18 protein-coding genes are annotated in these 18,432 nt (G+C 73.3%); 11 read left to right on the top strand and 7 right to left on the bottom strand.

Features of this window, described 5'->3' with window-relative positions; all coding sequences use genetic code 11:
* Window positions 1–51 precede the first annotated feature (51 nt).
* From ACFPZN_RS01500 to ACFPZN_RS01485, 4 genes are all read left to right on the top strand, one after another.
* Window positions 52–867, top strand: coding sequence for an aminoglycoside 3'-phosphotransferase (locus ACFPZN_RS01500; RefSeq protein ID WP_378279310.1), 816 nt, complete (start codon window positions 52–54; stop codon window positions 865–867).
* 132 nt (window positions 868–999) lie between these two features.
* Window positions 1,000–2,658 carry an MFS transporter gene (locus tag ACFPZN_RS01495; protein ID WP_378279309.1) on the top strand — a complete coding sequence of 553 codons (1,659 nt, stop codon included), beginning with the start codon at window positions 1,000–1,002 and terminating at the stop codon, window positions 2,656–2,658.
* A gap of 77 nt (window positions 2,659–2,735) precedes the next feature.
* The gene (locus ACFPZN_RS01490) at window positions 2,736–2,990 is read left to right on the top strand and encodes a tautomerase family protein (protein ID WP_378279307.1); all 255 of its coding nucleotides are present in this window, start codon (window positions 2,736–2,738) and stop codon (window positions 2,988–2,990) included.
* A 19-nt stretch (window positions 2,991–3,009) separates the two neighbouring features.
* Entirely contained in the window at window positions 3,010–3,852 is an 843-nt protein-coding gene (locus tag ACFPZN_RS01485; RefSeq protein ID WP_378279305.1) for an alpha/beta hydrolase, read from the top strand.
* 71 nt (window positions 3,853–3,923) lie between these two features.
* On the opposite strand, the gene ACFPZN_RS01480 is transcribed toward ACFPZN_RS01485, so the two are convergent.
* Window positions 3,924–4,718 carry an SDR family NAD(P)-dependent oxidoreductase gene (locus ACFPZN_RS01480; RefSeq protein WP_378279303.1) on the bottom strand — a complete coding sequence of 265 codons (795 nt, stop codon included), beginning with the start codon at window positions 4,716–4,718 and terminating at the stop codon, window positions 3,924–3,926.
* 132 nt (window positions 4,719–4,850) lie between these two features.
* Between ACFPZN_RS01480 and ACFPZN_RS01475 the strand changes: the two genes are divergently transcribed.
* Entirely contained in the window at window positions 4,851–5,669 is an 819-nt protein-coding gene (locus tag ACFPZN_RS01475) for an enoyl-CoA hydratase/isomerase family protein (protein ID WP_378279301.1), read from the top strand.
* Between the two features lie 37 nt (window positions 5,670–5,706).
* Here ACFPZN_RS01475 and ACFPZN_RS01470 read toward each other — a convergent pair whose 3' ends face one another.
* Both ACFPZN_RS01470 and ACFPZN_RS01465 read right to left on the bottom strand, forming a co-directional pair.
* Entirely contained in the window at window positions 5,707–6,486 is a 780-nt protein-coding gene (locus tag ACFPZN_RS01470) for a 2-keto-4-pentenoate hydratase (protein WP_378279299.1), read from the bottom strand.
* 63 nt (window positions 6,487–6,549) lie between these two features.
* Entirely contained in the window at window positions 6,550–7,323 is a 774-nt protein-coding gene (locus ACFPZN_RS01465; protein WP_378279297.1) for a 2-keto-4-pentenoate hydratase, read from the bottom strand.
* A 232-nt stretch (window positions 7,324–7,555) separates the two neighbouring features.
* Here ACFPZN_RS01465 and ACFPZN_RS01460 point away from each other — a divergent pair, with 232 nt between their 5' ends.
* The 6 genes from ACFPZN_RS01460 to ACFPZN_RS01435 are packed head-to-tail and all read left to right on the top strand — an operon-like array spanning window position 7,556 to window position 13,953.
* Window positions 7,556–8,995, top strand: a complete 1,440-nt coding sequence (locus tag ACFPZN_RS01460) for an aldehyde dehydrogenase (protein ID WP_378279295.1) — start codon at window positions 7,556–7,558, stop codon at window positions 8,993–8,995.
* A gap of 51 nt (window positions 8,996–9,046) precedes the next feature.
* Window positions 9,047–9,460, top strand: a complete 414-nt coding sequence (locus tag ACFPZN_RS01455; RefSeq protein WP_378279293.1) for a RidA family protein — start codon at window positions 9,047–9,049, stop codon at window positions 9,458–9,460.
* A 5-nt stretch (window positions 9,461–9,465) separates the two neighbouring features.
* Window positions 9,466–11,130 carry an amidohydrolase gene (locus tag ACFPZN_RS01450; RefSeq protein WP_378279291.1) on the top strand — a complete coding sequence of 555 codons (1,665 nt, stop codon included), beginning with the start codon at window positions 9,466–9,468 and terminating at the stop codon, window positions 11,128–11,130.
* A gap of 20 nt (window positions 11,131–11,150) precedes the next feature.
* Window positions 11,151–11,672 carry a 3-hydroxyanthranilate 3,4-dioxygenase gene (locus tag ACFPZN_RS01445; RefSeq protein ID WP_378279289.1) on the top strand — a complete coding sequence of 174 codons (522 nt, stop codon included), beginning with the start codon at window positions 11,151–11,153 and terminating at the stop codon, window positions 11,670–11,672.
* Complete coding sequence (locus tag ACFPZN_RS01440; protein ID WP_378279287.1) at window positions 11,669–12,940, top strand: AMP-binding protein; 1,272 nt, start codon at window positions 11,669–11,671, stop codon at window positions 12,938–12,940. The genes ACFPZN_RS01445 and ACFPZN_RS01440 overlap by 4 nt, the downstream gene beginning before the upstream one ends.
* Window positions 12,937–13,953: an amidohydrolase family protein gene (locus ACFPZN_RS01435; RefSeq protein WP_378279285.1), complete on the top strand. Its 1,017-nt coding sequence runs from the start codon at window positions 12,937–12,939 to the stop codon at window positions 13,951–13,953. Before ACFPZN_RS01440 ends, ACFPZN_RS01435 begins: the two co-directional genes overlap by 4 nt.
* Here the strand turns inward: ACFPZN_RS01435 and ACFPZN_RS01430 are convergent.
* From ACFPZN_RS01430 to ACFPZN_RS01415, 4 genes are read right to left on the bottom strand one after another with little or no spacing between them, the layout of a single operon-like run.
* A complete protein-coding gene (locus tag ACFPZN_RS01430) occupies window positions 13,912–14,727 on the bottom strand; it encodes an IclR family transcriptional regulator (protein WP_378279283.1) in 816 nt (271 codons plus the stop codon). The two genes, ACFPZN_RS01435 and ACFPZN_RS01430, sit on opposite strands and share 42 nt — an antisense overlap.
* Complete coding sequence (locus ACFPZN_RS01425) at window positions 14,720–16,204, bottom strand: MFS transporter (protein ID WP_378279281.1); 1,485 nt, start codon at window positions 16,202–16,204, stop codon at window positions 14,720–14,722. Before ACFPZN_RS01425 ends, ACFPZN_RS01430 begins: the two co-directional genes overlap by 8 nt.
* A 4-nt stretch (window positions 16,205–16,208) precedes the next feature.
* A complete protein-coding gene (locus ACFPZN_RS01420) occupies window positions 16,209–17,198 on the bottom strand; it encodes an NADPH:quinone oxidoreductase family protein (protein WP_378279279.1) in 990 nt (329 codons plus the stop codon).
* Window positions 17,195–18,400: a CaiB/BaiF CoA transferase family protein gene (locus ACFPZN_RS01415; protein WP_378279277.1), complete on the bottom strand. Its 1,206-nt coding sequence runs from the start codon at window positions 18,398–18,400 to the stop codon at window positions 17,195–17,197. The genes ACFPZN_RS01420 and ACFPZN_RS01415 overlap by 4 nt, the downstream gene beginning before the upstream one ends.
* Between the last annotated feature and the right edge of the window lie 32 nt (window positions 18,401–18,432).

Genomic DNA, 18,432 nt, shown 5'->3' with positions numbered 1-18,432 from the left:
CCCGGAAAACACTTTGTCGGCAGGCGCGTACCCTGGCAGGGTCGTGATCCTATGACCAGCCGCCCCGCCTTCTCCGAGGTTCCGACCGGGCCGGTGCCCGTCCCCGACGTGGTCACGGCGCTCGCCGGAGACGCCACCGTCACGCCGGTGTGGCGCAACGAGCTCGGCGGCCTGACCTTCCGCCTCGAGAACGACGGCGAAGGCACCCGATACGTCAAGTGGGTCGCCGCCGGCACCCCCGAGATCGACCTGCCCGGCGAAGCCGAGCGGCTGGCCTGGGCACGGCGCTGGGCGCGCGTCCCGCCGGTCGTCGACCACGGCACCGACGCCGAGGGCGCGTGGCTGGTCACCGCGGCCGTCCCCGGCCGATCGGCGGTGGAGCCCCGCTGGAAGGACGCGCCCGCGACCGCGGCGGCCGCGATCGGCCGCGGGCTGCGGCTGCTCCACGACGCCCTTCCGCCGGAATCGTGCCCGTTCGACTGGAGCGTCGAGCGGCGGCTCGTACGCGCCGACGAGCGCGTCGCCGAGGGCGAGGGGCCGGCCGAGTGGTCCCCCGAGCACCGGCACCTCGGCCTCGACGAGGCCCGCGCGCGGCTCGGCGACCCGCCCGCCATCGACCGTCTCGTGGTCTGCCACGGGGACGCCTGCACCCCCAACACCCTGCTCCACGACGACGGCGCCTTCGCCGCGCACGTCGACCTGGGGTCGCTCGGGGTGGCCGACAGGTGGGCCGACCTGGCGGTCGCGACCTGGAGCCTGGGCTGGGACTACGGCCCGGGCTTCGACGGCGTCCTGTACGACGCGTACGGGATCGTCCCCGACCCGGAGCGCATCGCCTACTACCGCCTGCTCTACGACCTGGCGTGACCGGCTCCGCGACCGCGGCCCGGCGCCGTTCCCGCTGAGCGGGATTCGGCACGTGACCTGCCTCACCACCCCTCCTAGCGTGTCCCCATCAATCGACCGGTGAAGGGCCACCCGGTCTCTCAGGGAGACGCAATGAAAAAAGAGGAACTCAGGGTCGTCGCGGCGTCCTCGGTCGGGACGGCGTTCGAGTGGTACGACTTCTTCCTGTACGGCTCGCTGGTCCCCGTGATCGGCAGCAAGTTCTTCGGCGAGTACGGCGAGGCGGCGCAGACGGTCTTCGCGCTCCTCACCTTCGCCGTCGGCTTCCTCGTCCGCCCGCTGGGCGCGGTGATCTTCGCACGGCTGGGGGACCTGGTCGGGCGCAAGGCCGTGTTCCTCCTGACGCTGATCATCATGGGGGTGTCCACGGTCGCGGTCGGGCTGCTGCCGACCTCCGAGGAGATCGGCGTCCTGGCGCCGGCGCTGCTCCTGATCTGCCGGATCGCGCAGGGGCTGGCGGTGAGCGGCGAGTTCGGCGCGGCGGTCACCTACGTGTCCGAGTACGCCCCCAATGATCAGCGCGGCTTCTACGTGGGCTGGCTCACCGGGACGACCGCGCTCGCCTTCAGCCTGTCGCTCGCCGCCCAGCTCGCCGTGCAGGCGGCGGTCGGCGTCGAGGCGTTCGACGCGTGGGGCTGGCGGATCCCGTTCATCATCTCCGTCATCCCGCTCGCCCTGTCGGTCTGGATCCGCCTCAAGCTGCACGAGAGCCCCCTGTTCCTCAAGATGAAGGAAGAGGGGACCCACTCCAAGGCCCCGCTGCGCGAGGCGTTCCGGGACCGGCGGCACCGCCGGATGATCGTCGTCGTGTTCGTCATGGCCGCCACGCAGTCGTTCATCGGCTACCTGTCGACCGTGTACGTGCTCACGACCATGCGGACCGGCTTCCAGCTCGACTCGCGCACCGTGAGCGCCGTCTTCATGGTCGTCTTCCTGCTGGGCTTCTTCCTGTGCGTCTTCTTCAGCTGGCTGTCGGACCGCATCGGCAGGCGGAAGGTCATGATCACGGGCCTGGTCCTGGCGGTCGTCACCGTCTTCCCGGTCTTCGGCGGCCTCACGAACGCGGCCAATCCCACCCTCGCCGCGGCTCAGGACGACGTCGCGGTCACCATCCGGGCCAACCCCGACGACTGCTCCTTCCAGTTCAACCCCGCGGGGACCGCGGACTACACCTCCGCCTGCGACCGGGCGCGCGAGGTCCTGCAGGGCAACTCCGTCGAGTTCCAGCGGGAGGACACCCGCGGCGCCACCGAGATCGTGGTCGACGGCGAGACGATCACGGCGGGTCCCACGCTGGAGAAGGACCTCGCCGCGGCCATCCAGAAGGCGGGCTATCCGGCCGAGGGCGCCGCGATCAAGGTGGACTCCGTCACCGACTTCCTGTCCTGGCCCGTGCTCACCGTCGCCGGGCTGCTGCTCCTCCTCGTGGCCTACGCGCAGATGGCCCAGGGGCCCGCGGCGGTCACGATGGCGGAGGTGTTCCCCACCCGCATCCGCGCCACCGCGATGTCCCTCCCCTACCAGGTGGGCGTGGGGTTGTTCGGCGGCTTCCTGCCGGCCACGATGGTCGCGATCGGCACCGAGGCCGGAAGCCTCACGACGGCCCTGTGGTACCCGGTCATCGCCATGGCGATCGGCTCGGTCATCCTGGTCTTCACCCTTCCCGAGACACGGGGCACCGACCTGTCCCGCGTCGGCGAGGAGGAGGAACCGGACGCGCGCGAGGGCGAGAGCGCCGGAACCCTGACCTGACCCATCTCACGGGTGGTGTGCGCTCCGGCCGCGGTGCCGGGGCGTACACCACGCTCTCGATTCCCAAGGATGCCTTGATGCCCATCATCGACGTGTCGTTGCTCGCCGGGCGCTCGGAAGGAGATCTCCGGCGGCTCATGCGCGCACTGCACGAGACGACCGTGGAGGTTCTCGGCGCACCGCCGGAGTCCGTCCGGGTGCTGATACGGGAGATCCCCCCTGCGCACTGGAGCTCCGGCGGCGTCACCATGGCGGAGAAGGCCGCCGACGCTCGCGAGAAGGCCGCCGACGGCGAAGAAGAAAAGGAAGACGGCGACGCGTATGGGAGATAGGGAAGAGGGAGGCGGCGGCATGCCGATCCGGTTCTTGCTGGTGCACGGCGCCTGGCACGGCGGGGCGCACTGGGGCCGGCTCGCCGAGATCCTGACGGGACGGGGGCACGACGTCCACGCCCCGGATCTTCCGGGCCACGGCATGTCGGCGCGCTTCCCCGCGTCCTATTTCGACAAGGACCAGCGGGATCTGGAACGCGCCCCTTCACCGATCAGGAACGTGACCCTGCAGGCGACCGCCGACGCGGTCGTCGCGGCGCTGGAGGCGCTGCGGCGACGGGCCGGGCGGGAGCGCGTCGTCCTGGTCGCGCACAGCATGGGGGGCGCGGTCGCCACGCGCGCGGTGCAGGAGGCCGCGCACCTGGTCGACCACGTGGTGTACGTGTCGGCGTACGTGCCGACGCTGCTGGGGAGCGCCGGCGCGTACCTGGCGCTGCCGGAGGCGTCCGGAGCCTCGGGCGGCGGCCTCTACCTGGGCGATCCCGGCGAGACCGGTGCCGTTCGGATCAACCCGAGGTCAACGGACAGGGCCTATCTGGAGGAACTCCAGGCGAGCTACTACACCGGCGTGCCCGCCGAGGAGTTCCTGGCGTACGCGCACGCGCTCACCCCGGATCAGCCGATCGATTTCCTGACCGGGCAGGTGGGCGCGACGGCGGACGGCTGGGGCCGCGTGCCGCGGACGTTCGTGCGATGCCTGCGGGACCGGGCGCTGCCTTTGGCGCTCCAGGACCGGCTGATCCATGACGCGGACGAACTGACCCCGGGCACCACGTTCCGGCAGGTGAGCCTGGACACCGGTCATGCGCCGTTCGCGTCGCTGCCCGGCGAACTGGCCGATCTGCTCGTCCAGGCGGGCTGAGGCCCGGACCGGCGCCGCGCCGGGCGGCCCTCCCTGATCAGGCTCGCATCGGGAAGGCCGCCCGGCGGTTCTCATCGGGCGCGGAACCGGGTGGTGCTCCACCCGCCGCAGACGGGCAGGGTCACGCCGGTGATGAACGAGGCGTCGTCGGAGGCCAGGAACGCGAAGGCGTTGGCGATGTCGCGGGGCAGGCCGACCCGCGGGATCGGACGGGACCGCGTCACCATGTCGTCGAACAGGCCGGCGCGGATCCGCTCGGCGGTGGCCGGAGTCTCGACCAGGCCCGGCGCGACCGCGTTCACGCGAATGTTCCGGGGACCGTAATCGGCCGCCATCTGCCGGGTGAGGCTGCTGACGGCGCCTTTCGCCGCCGAATAGGGAGCCGATCCGCCGACGCCCACGACCCCGAAAGCCGATGAGGTGTTGATGATGGATCCGCCCGCCTCTCCGAATTGCAGAACGGCCTGCCGCGACATGCGGAACGCGGTCGTCAGATTCATCGAGACGAAGAAGTCGAAATCCTCGTCGGTGGTGGACCCGGCAGGGCCGTCGCCCGCCTTCCCGGCGATGTTCGCGAGCACGTCCGGCGTGCCGAACCGCGTGGAGCACGCCTCGAACACCCGCTCCGCCGCGCCCTCCGCCGTCAGGTCCTGGACGTGGCCGGCGATGTCGAGCCCCAGGTCGCGGGCCTGCTCGCCGAGGGATTCCAGTCCGGCGGCGTCCAGGTCGACCGCGAGCACCCGGGCGCCGCGGGCGGCGAACAGCACCGCGGTCTCGCGCCCGATCCCGGACGCGGCGCCCGTCACGATGGCGGTCTTTCCGGCCAGCTGCGCGGCGACCGGACGGCTCGCCTCCGAATAGTCCATGCGTCCTCCGTCTCACGAGCCATGATGGCCCTCAAAGGGTACGGCAACCGGGCGCGGCGCCCTTATCCGCGTTTTCCATTCAGTGAGAATGGCCGGTGGCCGCCGGAACGCCCGCGTGCCAAAGTCGCCGGCATGAGCGAAACGAATCGCGAATCCGGCGCGGATCCGCGCGCCATTCCCGACGTCCCCGGCCTGGTCGTGTCGTTTCCCGGTCCGGGCGTGGCCCTGGTGGAGATCGACCGCCCGCATCGCCGCAACGCGCTGGACCGCGCCCTCCTGGACGGCCTCCCGGCCGTCCTGGGGCAGTTGAACGGCCGGGACGAGGTGCGCGTCATCGTGCTCTCCGGGCGCGGCGGGGCCTTCTGCGCCGGAGGGGACCTCGCCGTCATCGGGGACATGAGCGGCGAGTCGCCGGAGCAGGCCGCCGCCCGCATGGCCCGCGAGTTCGCGTCGGCGTCGCGGCTGCTGGGCTCCCCGAAGATCACCATCGCCGCGGTCGGCGGGCCCGCGGTCGGCGCGGGGCTCGCCCTGGCGCTGGCCTGCGACATCCGCGTGGGCGGCGGCGGGGCGGTGTTCGCGGCGCCGTTCATCAGGATGGCGCTGGTGCCCGACTTCGGGGTGTCCTGGCTGCTGGCCCGGACGATCGGGCCCTCCGCGGCGATCGACGTCGCGGTGACCGGCCGCAAGGTCGCCGCCGAGGAGGCGCTGCGCCGGGGCATGCTGACGGAGATCGCGGCCGATCCCCTCGGCGCCGCCCTGGAGAAGGCCGCCGCGATCGCCGCCGCGGTCCCGCGCATCGCCGCCGCGACCAAGACGCTCATCCGGGACGCCCTGACCACGGACTTCGACGCGGCGCTGGAGGCGGAGATCGGGCATCAGCTCGACGCCGTCCGCTCGGAGGAGTTCCGCCGGCACTGGTCGGCGTGGTCGGCGGCCGTCCGGGGGACGTGACGCCCCCCGGCGGCCCGGTCGCGCGGCGGCCCCCTGCTCATTCGCCGGTGACGGTCACCGCGCCCAGATGCCCGAACTCCGCCACGATGTGGTCACCGGCGCCCAGCGGGACCGCGTCGGTGAGGCCACCGGTGTAGACGCACCACCCGGCCTCCAGGGTGATGCCCCTGGAGGCCAGGGTGTTGGCCGCCAGGGCCAGCGCCTCCGCCGGGTGCCCCTGGACGGCGGCGCCGGTCGCCGTGTGCACGACCTCGCCGTTGACGTGCAGCACGCAGGGTTCCAGGGCCAGGTCCAGCCCGCGGGGCTGCAGCGCGAGGCTCCCGGCGACGACCCGTCCGGAGGAGGCGTTGTCGGCGACCACGTCGGCCAGCCTGAAGCGGAAGCCGGTGTACCTGCTGTCGATGACCTCGATGCCGGCGTGCACGGACTCGACCGCGGCCAGCGCCCGGGTGGCGGTCACCCCCGGACCCGCCAGGGGCTCGCCCAGCACGAACACGATCTCCGGCTCGACCCGTGGATGGATGAGGGAGTCCAGCGGGACGGGAACACCGCCGCCGAGGACCATCGCGTCCGTCAGCCACGCCGTGAGCGGGGAGTCGACGCCCATCCGCTCCTGCTTGGCCCGGGAGGTCAGGCCGAGCTTGACGCCGACGATGTGCTCGCCCCTCATGAGCCGGCGGGCGAGTGTCTCGTCCTGGATCCGGTACGCCAGTTCGAGGTCCAGCTCGGCCCAGTCGTCGGTGAAGCGGGCGAGGTGCTCGCGCCGGTTCTCCGCGTCCAGAAGCCGGTGCGCCGCCGCCGGGACGGTCCATTCCATGGCTCGTTCGCCTCCATCGGTCGTGGTGGGTGCTACAGGTGATCGCGGGCGGGTCCGGCCCGCTCAGGCCCTCGGACCGGCGAGATGCACGGTGACGACGCCGAGGCGGGTGAAGGCGGCCGTGACCGTCTGGCCGCCCCCGGCCCGGACGGCGGGGGTGAGGGGCCCGGAGAAGACGACCGAGCCCGCGGGCAGGGCCGTGCCGGCGTCTCCGAGAGCGTTGGCCAGCCAGGTGACGGCGTTGAGGGGCGACCCGTGCACGGCGGCGCCCGCTCCGGTCGCGGCGATCCGCCCGCCCTGGTACAGGACGCAGCCTTCCAGGCGCGGCTGGAAAGCGGTGAGGGGCACCTGCCGCGATCCCAGGACGAGGCCGCCCGCCGAGGCATTGTCGGCGATCTCGTCCTCGGGGCGGCGGCCCTCGCCGTCCTCCAGCCGCGAATCGCGGATCTCCAGGGCGGGCAGGGCGTGCGCGATCGCCGACGAGACGTCCGCGACGTTCAGGCCGGGGCCCTGGAGCGGCCGTCCGAGGACGAACGCGATCCCGGGCGCGACCTGGGGGGCGAGGTATCCGCCGGCTTGGACCGGCCGCGACTCCGGGTGGAACACCGTGGACATGAGATGGCCGTACGCCGGCCCGCCCTCGGGTCCCGCGGCGATCTTCCAGCCGCGGACGGTCGCCCCCTGCCGCTCCCAGTGCCGCACCAGCTCGCGCTGGACGGCGTAGGCGTCCACTTCGCTCACGCTTTCGCCAGAGGCCGCCGGCGGTGGCGCGGGGCTGCCGCCGGCGTGGGCGCGCAGCAGCGCCCGCGCGAATTCTTCCCGTCGTCCTTCGTCCACGCTTTCCTCCCCGATTCCGAGATCGGGGATCAACCTCCGCCGAGCCCGTCCGGCCGGGCAAGGCGCCGTTCCCGGTCAGTGGGAATCGCCTGGGAGGCGCCGCGGAACCGGCTCGCGGGCGGCTCGGCGAACCACCGGCCGGGCGATTCCCGGTGAGTGGAAGTCCATCGTTGATGGGCTCGGCGCCGCGCGGTGACAGTGGGTCCAGTCGAGCAGACCAGCGCGGGAGGACATGGTGGAGTCATTCGGGCACATCGTCGGCGGGCACGAGGTCCCGTCCGTCGATGGCGCCACTTTCCAGTCGGTGGACCCTGGTGAGCGCGAGCCGTGGGCCACGGTGGCCCTCGGGTCGGCCGCCGACGCGGACCGGGCGGTCGCCGCCGCCAGGACCGCGTTCGACGAGGGGCCCTGGCCGGAGATGGGCTATCCGGAGCGCGCGGAGGTCCTGCACCGCCTCGCCGACCTCATCGAGGCCAACGCGGAGGCCCTCGCGCTCGCCGACACCGCCGACATGGGCAAGCCGATCTCCGAGACCCGCGGCCACGACGTCCCGAGGGCGGCCCAGAACTTCCGCTTCTTCGCCGACCACGCCGCGATCACGGCGGCCGAGGCGTTCCCCATGGCGTCGGGTTACCACGCCTTCGCCCAGTACGGCCCGGCGGGCGTGGTCGCGGCGATCGCGCCGTGGAACTTCCCGCTCATGCTGGCGTCCTGGAAGGTCGCGCCCGCTCTGGCGTGGGGCAACACGGTCGTCCTCAAGCCGGCGGAGCAGAGCCCCGCGTCGGCGACCCTGCTCGCCCGCCTCGCCCTGGAGGCCGGGATCCCCCCGGGCGTGTTCAACGTGGTGCACGGGTACGGACCCGGTTCCGTGGGGCAGGCGCTGACCGAGTCACCGGGCGTCGACAGGATCACGTTCACCGGCGAGTCGAACACCGGGCGGGCCATCTCGGCGGCGGCGGCGCGCAACCTCACCCCGCTCAGCCTGGAGATGGGCGGCAAGGGCGCCAACATCGTCTTCGCCGACGCCGATCTGGACCAGGCGGTGGAGTGGTCGATCAAGGCCGTCTACACCAACAGCGGCCAGGTCTGCCTGGCCGGGAGCAGGCTGTACGTCCAGCGGGACATCTACCAGGAGTTCCTGGACCGCTTCCGCGCCGCCGCCGAGGCGCTGGTCGTCGGGGATCCCAGGGACGAGGCGACGCGGATCGGCCCGCTGTCCTCGCGGGAGCACCACGAGAAGGTGACCGGGTACCTGGACCTCGCCGTCCGGGACGGCGCGCGGGTCCTCACCGGCGGCCGGGGCCCCGGCTGGACGGTGCTCCCGAGCGTGATCGTCGGGGCCGGGCAGCGCGACCGCGTCACCCAGGAGGAGATCTTCGGCCCCGTGGTGGTCGTCCTCCCCTTCGACGACGAGAATGGTGCGGTCCAAGCGGCCAACGACACTCCGTACGGGTTGAACGCGATGCTCTTCACCAAGGACCTGTCCCGCGCGCACCGGGTCTCGCGGGCGCTTCGCGTGGGGACCGTCTGGACGAACTGCTTTTTCGTACGCGATCTGCGCGCGCCGTTCGGCGGGGCGGGCGACTCCGGTGTCGGCCGCGAGGGCGGCGCCTACAGCCGCGAGTTCTTCACCGAGCCCAAGGCCGTGGTCATGCGGATCGACCCGGCCTGACCGGCTCGCGGTCCACCTTTTGCCGGGGTCCATCTTTATCGAGGAGTTGACATGAGCATTCGTCCTGTAACGACGCGAAGTGCGCCCACGGTCGGTTTCTCCACGGGCACGGCGGCGCCGCTCTCGCAGGCCGTCGTCCACGGTGACACCATCTACTGCTCGGGCACGGGTCCGCTCGATCCGGAGACCCGCACGATCGTCTCCGACGTCTTCGAGGAGCAGGCCGAACAGACCCTGCGCAATCTGCTCGCCGTGGTGGAGGCGGCCGGCGGCAGCAGGGAGAGCATTCTCAAGTGCAACTGCTATCTGCGCTCCGCCGAGTACTTCCCGGCGTTCAACGGCGTGTACCGCCGCTTCTTCGAGAAGAATCCGCATTTCCCGGCCCGCACGACGGTGATCGCGACTCCGCACCGCGACGGCGTTCTCGTCGAGGTCGAGTGCGTCGCGGCCGTGACGGGCGGATGACCGCCATGCCCGATGATCCGCGGGATCTGCTCCTGGTCAACGGGAGGGTGCTGACCCTGGACCGGGACGGCTCGGTCGCGGCCGCGCTCCTGGTCCGGGGCGGCGCGGTGGGGGCGGTCGGTGACGAGGAAGAGGTCCGGCGGGCGGCGCGCGGCGGCGCGCGGGTGCTGGACCTGCGGGGCAGGACCGTCCTGCCCGGCTTGATCGACACCCACTGCCACTTCGAGCAGGCCGGCATGGACGGCGACACCGTCTCCTTCCGCGGCGCGGGCACCATGGACGAGGCGCTGCGGCGGGTGCGCGCGATGGCGGACTCGCTGGACGCCGGCGCCTGGGTGCGCGGGCAGGTGTGGAACCCCGTCCTGCAACTGCGCGAGGGCCGAGTCCCCACGCGCGCCGAACTCGACGCCGCCGGGGACGGGCGGCCCGTCTACCTGCCGATGGGGCACAGCACGTGCGTCAACAGCGCGGCCCTGCGCCTGGCGGGCATCGACGAGGACACCCCCGACCCCGACGGCGGCACGCTGGGCCGCGATCCCGGCACCGGCAGGCTCTCCGGCTACCTGTGGGAGGAGGCCCAGAACCTGGTGGCGCGGGTCGTCCCCGAGTGGACGCCGGAGCAGCGCGAGCACCAGCTCGCGGCGGCGATGCGGGCGCTGAACTCCTGGGGGATCACCTCCGTCGTCGCGGGCGCCCTGCCGCGCCGGGACGTGGAGGTCCTGGCCCGTCTCGCCGAGCGGGGCCTGTCGACCGTGAGGGTCGCAGCCATGGTGCTGCCGTCGGGCGAGCTGATCCCCTCGGTGCCGTTCGAGGAGTGGGAGGGCCTGGTCGGGGGCGGTCCGAGGCGGTACGGCGACGGGACGTGGCTGCGCGAACTGGGGGTCAAGCTGCTGATCGACGGCGGCATGACCTTGGGCACGGCCGCCACGCGGGAGCCGCACAAGCCGGACGGCCCCTACGCCGGCGACCTCCTCGTCGACGGTGAGCGGCTGGCCGGGCTCGTGTCCCGGGCACGCCGCGCCGGGTGGCGCACGGGCATCCACACGGTGGGCGACGCGGCCATCGACCTGGCGCTGGACGTCTTCGCCCGCGCACGCGAGGGCGACGGCCTGGCCGGCGGCACCGGGCCCGGGCCCGACATCCTGATCCACGCCAGCCTCATGCAGGCGGACCAGATGAAGCGGGCGCGCGACCTGGACGTGCTGGTCGCGCCCCAGACCCCGTTCCTGTGGAGGAACCGCGACGCCATCGCCGAGCGGATGGGCCCGCGCCGCGCCGAGGAGGCCGTGCCGCTGCGCTCCATGATCGACATCATGGGCCTCGCCCGCGTGGCGGCCGGGACCGACTACCCCATCAACGATCTGAACCCCTTCCAGAACCTCTACGCCATGGTGACGCGCAAGGACCGGCAGGGGCGGCCCAACGGCCCCGGCCAGGCGATCGGACGCGAGGAGGCCCTGCGCCTCTACACCACCTCGGGCGCCGCCCACACGGGCGAGGAGGGCGTCAAGGGCGCCCTGACGGCCGGGAGCCTGGCCGACCTCGTGGTCCTGGACGGGGATCCGCTCGCCGAGGACCCCGAGGCCCTGCTCGGCCTCGGCGCCGACCTGACCATCGCCGGCGGGGACGTCGTCTTCGACCGCCACGGCGAGCTGACCGCCACCGGCTGACCACCGCACGGAGAACGATCATGCTTCCCAGCCAGATGCCGATCATCGATCTCGACGGCGTCGCGCGCGAACTCGCCGAGTCGGGACGCCGCGTGAAGGTGCTGTGGCAGGACAGCGAGTCGCTGGCCTTCATCGCGCGCGGGCGCGAGTACCGCAGCGAGTTCCATCTCAACCCGAGCGACGAGGTCATGTACATGATCCGGGGCTCGATGAACCTGCACTACCGCGAGCCCGACGGGTCGGAGGGGGTCGCGGTGATCCCGGAGGGGTCGTCGATCTTCACCCCGACCGGGGTGGCGCACTCCCCGCGGTTCCCGCCGGACGCGTTCGTCCTGGTGATCGAGCGGCTCCGCCGTCCAGGCGAGCTCGACCGGTTCCGCTGGTTCTGCCCGGGCTGCGGCGGGTTCCTGCACGAGGAGAGCGTCCACATCGCCGACTACCGGGTCGATCCGGTCGCCGGCGCCTACGCGCGCTTCTACGGCAGCGTCGAGGCCCGGACGTGCAAGGCCTGCGGGACCGTCATGCCGGACGAGCGGCTGTGACCGCCGCCGAGGCGGCCGTCGGGTCCATCGGCGGCGCGCTCATCACGGCGCTGCGCAGGTTCCCCGGCCGGGAGGCGCTCGTCTGCGGCCCCGAGCGGCTCACCTACGCGCAGGTCGCGGACACCGTCGCCCGCCTCCGCCGGGCGATGGAGGAGGCCGGGCTCCGGCCGGGCGACACGGTCGCGCAGATCACGCGGAACCGTCCGGCGCAGTGGCTGGTGACCGCGGCGTGCTACCTGGCCGGGTTCCGCTCGGCCTGCCTGCCGCTCCAGGGGCTGCCCGCGGCGGTGCTCCGCGACCGGCTGGCGGCCGCCGCGCCGGCGCTGGTGGTCGTGGACGCCTCGCGCGCGGCCGAGATCGCCGGATGGGGCGCCCTCGGCGAGGAGGTCGTCTGGGTCTCGGACGGCGAGCTGGAGGGGTGGCGCGAGCTCGGGCGCATGGCCGGGGAGCAGCCGCCGTGCGGGCTGGGCGATCCCGCCCCGCCGTCCGCGGTCGTCCGCCTGGGCTACACCTCCGGCACGACCACCGGCACGGCGAAGGCGGTCCTGCTGTCCAGCGGCGCGCTGTGCTCGGTCGCCCTGATGAACCTGGCCCAGGCGGACTGGCCGGCGGCGCCGCGCGTGCTCTGCGCGGAGCCGGTCGCGGGCGGGTTCGGCAGCATGGTGGTGCCGACGCTGGTGCGCGGCGGGACGTTCGTCATGCTGGAGACCTTCACCGCTGACGGCTTCCTGGCCGCCGCGGCCGCGCACCGTCCGAACGTCCTCCTGATGATGCCGCCCGCGCTGCGGTCGGTCCTGGCGCATCCGGGCGCGGACCGGGTCGACTGGAGCACGGTCGACCTGATGATCTACAGCGGCGCCACGCTCGCGCCCGCGGAGATCGACCGGGCGCACGCGCTGTTCGGGCAGGTGCTGTGCGGGATCTTCGGCCAGGTGGAATGCCCCAAGACCATCGCCCTGCTCGCGCCGCACGATCACGTGTCCGGGGTGGCGGGTCGCGGCTCGTCCCTGGGGCTGCCCTACGCCGGCATGACCGTCCAGATCCAGGACCGGTCGGGCGCACCCTGCCCGGCGGGCGAGGCCGGAGAGCTGTGCGTCAAGGGCCCGGCCGTGATGGACGGCTACCAGGGACGGCACGACGCGGACCAGCCCTTCCGCGACGGGTGGCTGCGAACCGGCGACGTGTGCCGGATGGACGAGCACGGCTACCTCCACTACCTCAACCGGCTCGAGAACGTACTCGACGGACAGGACGGCGGAACCGCATGACGGCCGAGGAGACCGGCGGGCTGATCGACGTGCACAGCCACGCGACGCCCACCGCCCTGCTGGACTGGCTGGCCGGTCAAGGGCTGGCGGACGTGACCGAGGTCGAGACCGGGACGGTGCGGCTGGCCCCCGAGGTCTCAGGGGTCGCGGAGGGCACGCCCATCCCGCTGCACCGCTCCCAGTACGACGTCGACCACCGCTTGGCGGACATGGACCGCATGGGCGTGTGGCGGCAGGCGGTCTCGCTGCCCCCGTTCGTCACCTGCTCCGGCGCCGCCGACACCGGCCTCGCCCGCGAGGTCGTCGCCCGCGGGAACGACGCGCTGGCGGCCTTCACGGCCCGGGGCGGCGGGCGGCTCCTCCCCCTCGGCACGGTCCCGCTGGGCGTCCCCGAGAGCGTCGAGGAGGCCCGGCGGTGCCTGGACGAACTCGGCTGCGCGGGCATCGCGATCGGCTCGCACGGCGCGGGCCGCGAGCTCGACGACCCCGTCCACGAGCCGCTGTGGGAGCTGCTGGCGGAACGCCGCACGTTCGTGTTCCTGCACCCCAACGCCGTGTCCGGTGGCGCCAGGCTGCACGCGTACTGGCTGCCCCAGCTGGTCGGCTACCCCGCGGAGACGGCGCTGGCGGCCAGCCGCCTGATCTTCGGCGGGGTGCTGGAACGGCACGCCCTCACCCTGTGCCTGGCGCACGGGGGCGGCTGCCTGCCGGCCCTGGAGGGCCGTCTCGACCTCGGCTGGCACCGCAAGGCCGTCGCCCGCACCGTGCCGCTGCCGCCCAGCGCCTACCTGGGCCGCCTGTACCTCGACACGGCGACGTTCTCCGCGCGCCTCCTGGAGCGGCTGATCGAGGACTTCGGCGCCGACCGCGTCCTGCTCGGCACCGACTACCCCTTCGAGCTGGCCGACACCGAACCCGCCGCCACCCTGGACGCGCTGGCGATCGGCCCCGCCGACCGGGCCCGGGTGGGCTCAGCCAACGCGCGGCAGCTTCTCGGCCACCGGGACCTCTGACTCGTCCCCGGCCCGGTAGTGGTTCTTCGCCAGTTCCCGGGAGATGGACATCGCCGCCACCCGCAGCGCGGGCTCGACGGTCGACAGGGACCGCGCCCGGGAGTGCATGACGACCGACAGCGCCGCCACGACCTGCCGGTCCCGGTCGAAGATCGGCGCCGCGACGGACACGGTGCCCAGGGTCATCTCCTCGACGCACCGGGCGATGCCCGAGCTGCGGACGTCGCGGAGGGAGCGCATGAGGAGCCCCGGCATGATGACCGTGTGCGGGGTGTACCGGCGCATTCCGGCGCGCAGCACGGACTCCTGGAAGCCGGGGTTCGCGTAGCCGAGGAGCACCTTGCCCACGCCCGTCGCGTACAGGGGCAGCCGGCCGCCCACACGGGAGGCGACGGGCACCGAGCGCCTGCCCCAGACGCGTTCGATGTAGAGCGCCTCTCCCCCGTCCAGGACGGCCAGTTGCACGTTCTCGGACGTCGCCTCGTACAGGTCGTGCATGAAGGGCAGTGAGACGTCGCGGAGGGTGGTGGGCCGGGGGCACAGCGAGCCCAGCTCCCACAGGCGCAGGCCGATGCGGTACGCGCCGTCCTTCTCGCGCTCGAGGGCGCCGAGGTCGACCAGCTCGGTGACCATCCGGTGGACGGTGGACACCGGCAGGCCCGTGGCCTGGCTGAGCTGCACGAGCCGCATCGACGGCTGCTGCAGGGTGAAGGCGTTGAGGAGGGAGAAGACGCGGCTGGAGACGGACTTGTTCGGCCCATTGCCCTCAGGCATGGTCCACCTCCGAGGCAGAGGACCGAGTATCGGCCTGCGCGAGTCGTGGGTTTGAGTCTATCTCGAAAGGGCGGCCCGAGCCTGGTGCTTCTCGTCCGTCCCGGTGGCGGCGCAGGTCGGCGGCCATCACCGCGCACAGCACGACGGCGGTGGCGGTCATCGCGATCCCGAGGTCGGTGATTCCGGCCGGGGCGTCCGGGGACCGGGGCGCCAGCGCCCCGACGAGCCCGACCGCCGCGATCGCCCCGAGGTAGCGGCACGACTGGAAGAGGCCGCCCGCGACGCCCGCCAGGCGGTCCGGGGCGCGCTCGTGCATCAGCCACTGGAGCCCCAGATTGCACAGGCCGTACGGCAGTCCCAGCAGGACGCCGTCCGCGACCAGCAGCGCCACGGGGGTGCCGGGCGTGAACGCGATGATCCCGCCGAGCCCGGCCACCAGCGTCAGCGATCCGGCCATCAGCGCGTGCCGCAGCCGGACCCGGCGCAGGAGGGCGGGGGCGAGCACGGTCACCAGGGCGCCCGTCGCCGCGATGGGGAGTATCAGCAGGCCCGCCTGGCCGGTGGTGAAATGCCGCGTCTCCTGGAACCAGTGCGGCAGTCCGTAGAAGGCCCCGTAGTAGGCGAGATTGAACAGGATGAACAGCACGTAGACCCCGGTCAGACCGCCGGCTCCGGCGAGCGCGCGCAGGTCGATGAACGGCGTCCGGGCGCGGAGTTCCCAGACGACGAACAGCGCCGTCGCGACGGCGAACAGGAGCAGCCCCCGGAGGAACCCGCCCGTGGGCAGCGTCAGCATCATGTCCAGCAGGCCGACCACCGCCGCCGCGAAGAGCGCGATGCCCGGCGCGTCGATGCCGCCGAGCGCCCGCCGCCGCGACGGGCGTCCGGAGGACGGGCGTCCCGCCGATCGGGCGTCCCGGTCGAACAGCAGGGCCGCGGACACCAGCGCGGCGGCCGTCAGCGGCAGATTGACCCAGAAGATCCACGTCCAGCCGCCGGCCGCGACCAGGACGCCGCCGAGGACCGGGCCCACGGCACCGCTGATCGTGTTGACCGCGGCGATGCCGGTCAGCGCGCGCCCGCCGCCGAACCCCGGCCGCCTGAGCATGACCATCGCGCAGGGGAAGGCGGTGGCCCCGCCCACGGCCTGCAACGCCCTGCACGCCACCAGCGCGCCCAGCGTCGGGGAGAACGGGGCCGCGGCGGCGGCCAGCGCCGCCACCGCCATCCCGCCCATGAACACCCGGCGCGGACCGGCGGCGTCGGCGATCCGCCCCATCACCGGCTGGGCGACGCACGCGGTCAGGTAGAACGCCGTCACGATCCAGGTCACCGACGCGAGTCCGGTGCCGTAGTGCCGCTGCACCGGCACGAGCGCCACGGCCACCATCGAGGAGTTCAGGGGAGCCAGCAGCGTCCCCGCCATCAACGTGGCCAGCACGGCCCGGCGGCGGGGCGTGCCCGCGGCTGCGGTCACGCCGCTACTCCGCCCGCCCGGAGACCCGCAGCAGCATCTTGCCGCGCACCCGCCCGGCGGCCAGCTCCGTCAGCGCCGCCGCGCCCTCGTCCAGAGGGACGACCCCGTGGACGCGGGGGCGCAGTTCACCGCGCCGCGCCCAGTCGAAGATCTGCGCCAGGTTCCGCTCGTGGGCCTCCCGCTCGCGCCGGACGAACTCGCCGAAGAAGACGCCGACCACGGAGGCGCCCTTGACGAGGGGAATGTTCAGCGGGAGCGCCGGCACCGTCCCCGCCGCGAAGCCGACCACCAGATGGCGGCCCTCCCAGGCCAGCGCCCGCACCGCCGCCAGGGCGACGTCACCGCCGACCGGGTCGAAGACCACATCGGCGCCGCGGCCGCCGGTGGCGTCCTTGATCCGCTCCTTGATGCCGCCGTCCCCGTACGACAGGGTCGTCTCCGCCCCCTGGGCGCGGGCCGCCCCGGCCCGCTCGTCCGACGAGGCGCAGGCGATGACCCTGGCGCCGAGCAGCCGGCCGACGTCCACCGCCGCGGAGCCCACCCCGCCCGCCGCGCCCAGGACGGCCAGGGTCTCCCCCGCCCTGAGCCCCGCCCGCTGCACGAGCGCGTGGTACGCGGTCGCGTAGGCGACGAGGACGGTGGCGGCCTGCCGGTCCGGCACGTCCTCGGGCAGCCGCGTCACCCGGTCCGCCCGCACGATGATCGTCTCCCGGGCGCAGCCGAACTCCTCGTTGCCCGCGACCCGGTCGCCCACGGCCACCGACGCCACGCCGCCGCCCACGGCGGTCACCACGCCGGAGTACTCGCTGCCCGGCGAGAAGGGCGGGTCCGGCCTGACCACGTGCCGGCCGGCGACGATCAGGGTGTCGTGGAAGTTGAGGCCGACGTAGGCCACCGCGACCGCGACCTCGCCGGGTCCCGGGCGGGGCTCGGGCAGGTCGGCGACCGTCAGCAGGTCGGGCGTGCCGAGACGGTCGCAGATCAGCGCCTTCATGACCGCGGCGCCCCGTTCTCGCGGGACGCGACGACGCCCGAGGCGATCAGGTCGTCGATCTCCGCGTCGCCGAAGCCCGCCTCGCGCAGCGCCGGGCGGGTGTGCTCGCCCAGTTCCGGCGGAGGGGTGCGCAGTTCGGGCAGCCGGCCGTCGTAGCGGATCGGATGGTTGAGCACCGTCGCATGGGTGTCGCCCACGGGCATCTCCATGAGCAGCCCCTCCTCCGCCACCTGCGGGTCGTTCCGGACGTCGTCGTAGGTGGCGACCCTCTCGATCCAGAATCCGCGGGGCTCCAGGCGTTCGGCCAGATCCCGGTAGGTCCAGCCGGCCAGGGTCCGGGCGAGGAGCGCGGTGTACTCCTCGCGCCGGGTGCGGCGCGCCTCCTGGTCGAAGGCCGCCAGTTCGGCGGAGCCGAGGGCGGCGGCGAAGTCGTCCATGGCGCCGCTCAGCGCGATGACCGCGTGCGCGTCGAGGAGGCGGTAGACGCCGTAGGGAGGGTCGATGAACCAGGCGGCGAGGGAGCCGGGGCGGCGGACGTCGTCCTGGCCCTTGCCGCCCGAGTAGTACAGGGCCAGCGACTCCGCCTGCAGGTCCAGCCCGGCGCCCAGGAGGCTGGACTGGACGCGGGTGCCGCGCCCGGTCGCGAGCTTGCGGACGTACGCGGCCAGGACGCCCATCGCCAGCAGCGCCGCGCCGTGGTGGTCCGCGACGGGCGTGCCGGCGGCCGTGGCTCCCTCGCGGGCGTCACCGGTGACCGAGATCAGCCCCGAACGGGCCTGCACGAGCAGGTCGACGCCGGGCTTGCCCGCCATCGGCCCGGACGAGCCCCAGCCCGTCGCCGAGGCGTAGATGATGTCCGGCTTGATCTCACGCACCGCCTCGTACCCCAGCCCCAGCTTCTCCAGGGCCCCGCCGCGGTAGTTCTCCATGAGGACGTCGCACGTCCCGATGAGCGGCCGGAGGACGCGGAGCGCGTCCGGGTGCTTCAGGTCGACGGCGATGGACTTCTTGTTCCGGTTGACGGAAAGGAAGGTCACGCTCGTGTCGCCGAGGCGGATTCCGGCGCTCCCGGCCCGGCGTTCCCAGGCTCCGCCGAAGGGTTCGACCTTGGTGACGTCCGCGCCCAGATCCGCGAGGTACTGCGAGGCGGCGGGCCCCTGCACGAAATGCGAGAAACTGAGGACCTTCATTCCCTCGATCATGCCGGCTTCCTCGTTCCTGACGATTAACGGCT

Origin of the sequence: Actinomadura rugatobispora (genome assembly GCF_042656285.1) — a bacterium.
Classification (GTDB): Bacteria; Actinomycetota; Actinomycetes; order Streptosporangiales; family Streptosporangiaceae; genus Spirillospora; species Spirillospora rugatobispora.
The sequence above is the reverse complement of the archived record's forward strand: the minus strand, read 5'-3'. Positions and strand labels throughout refer to the sequence as shown.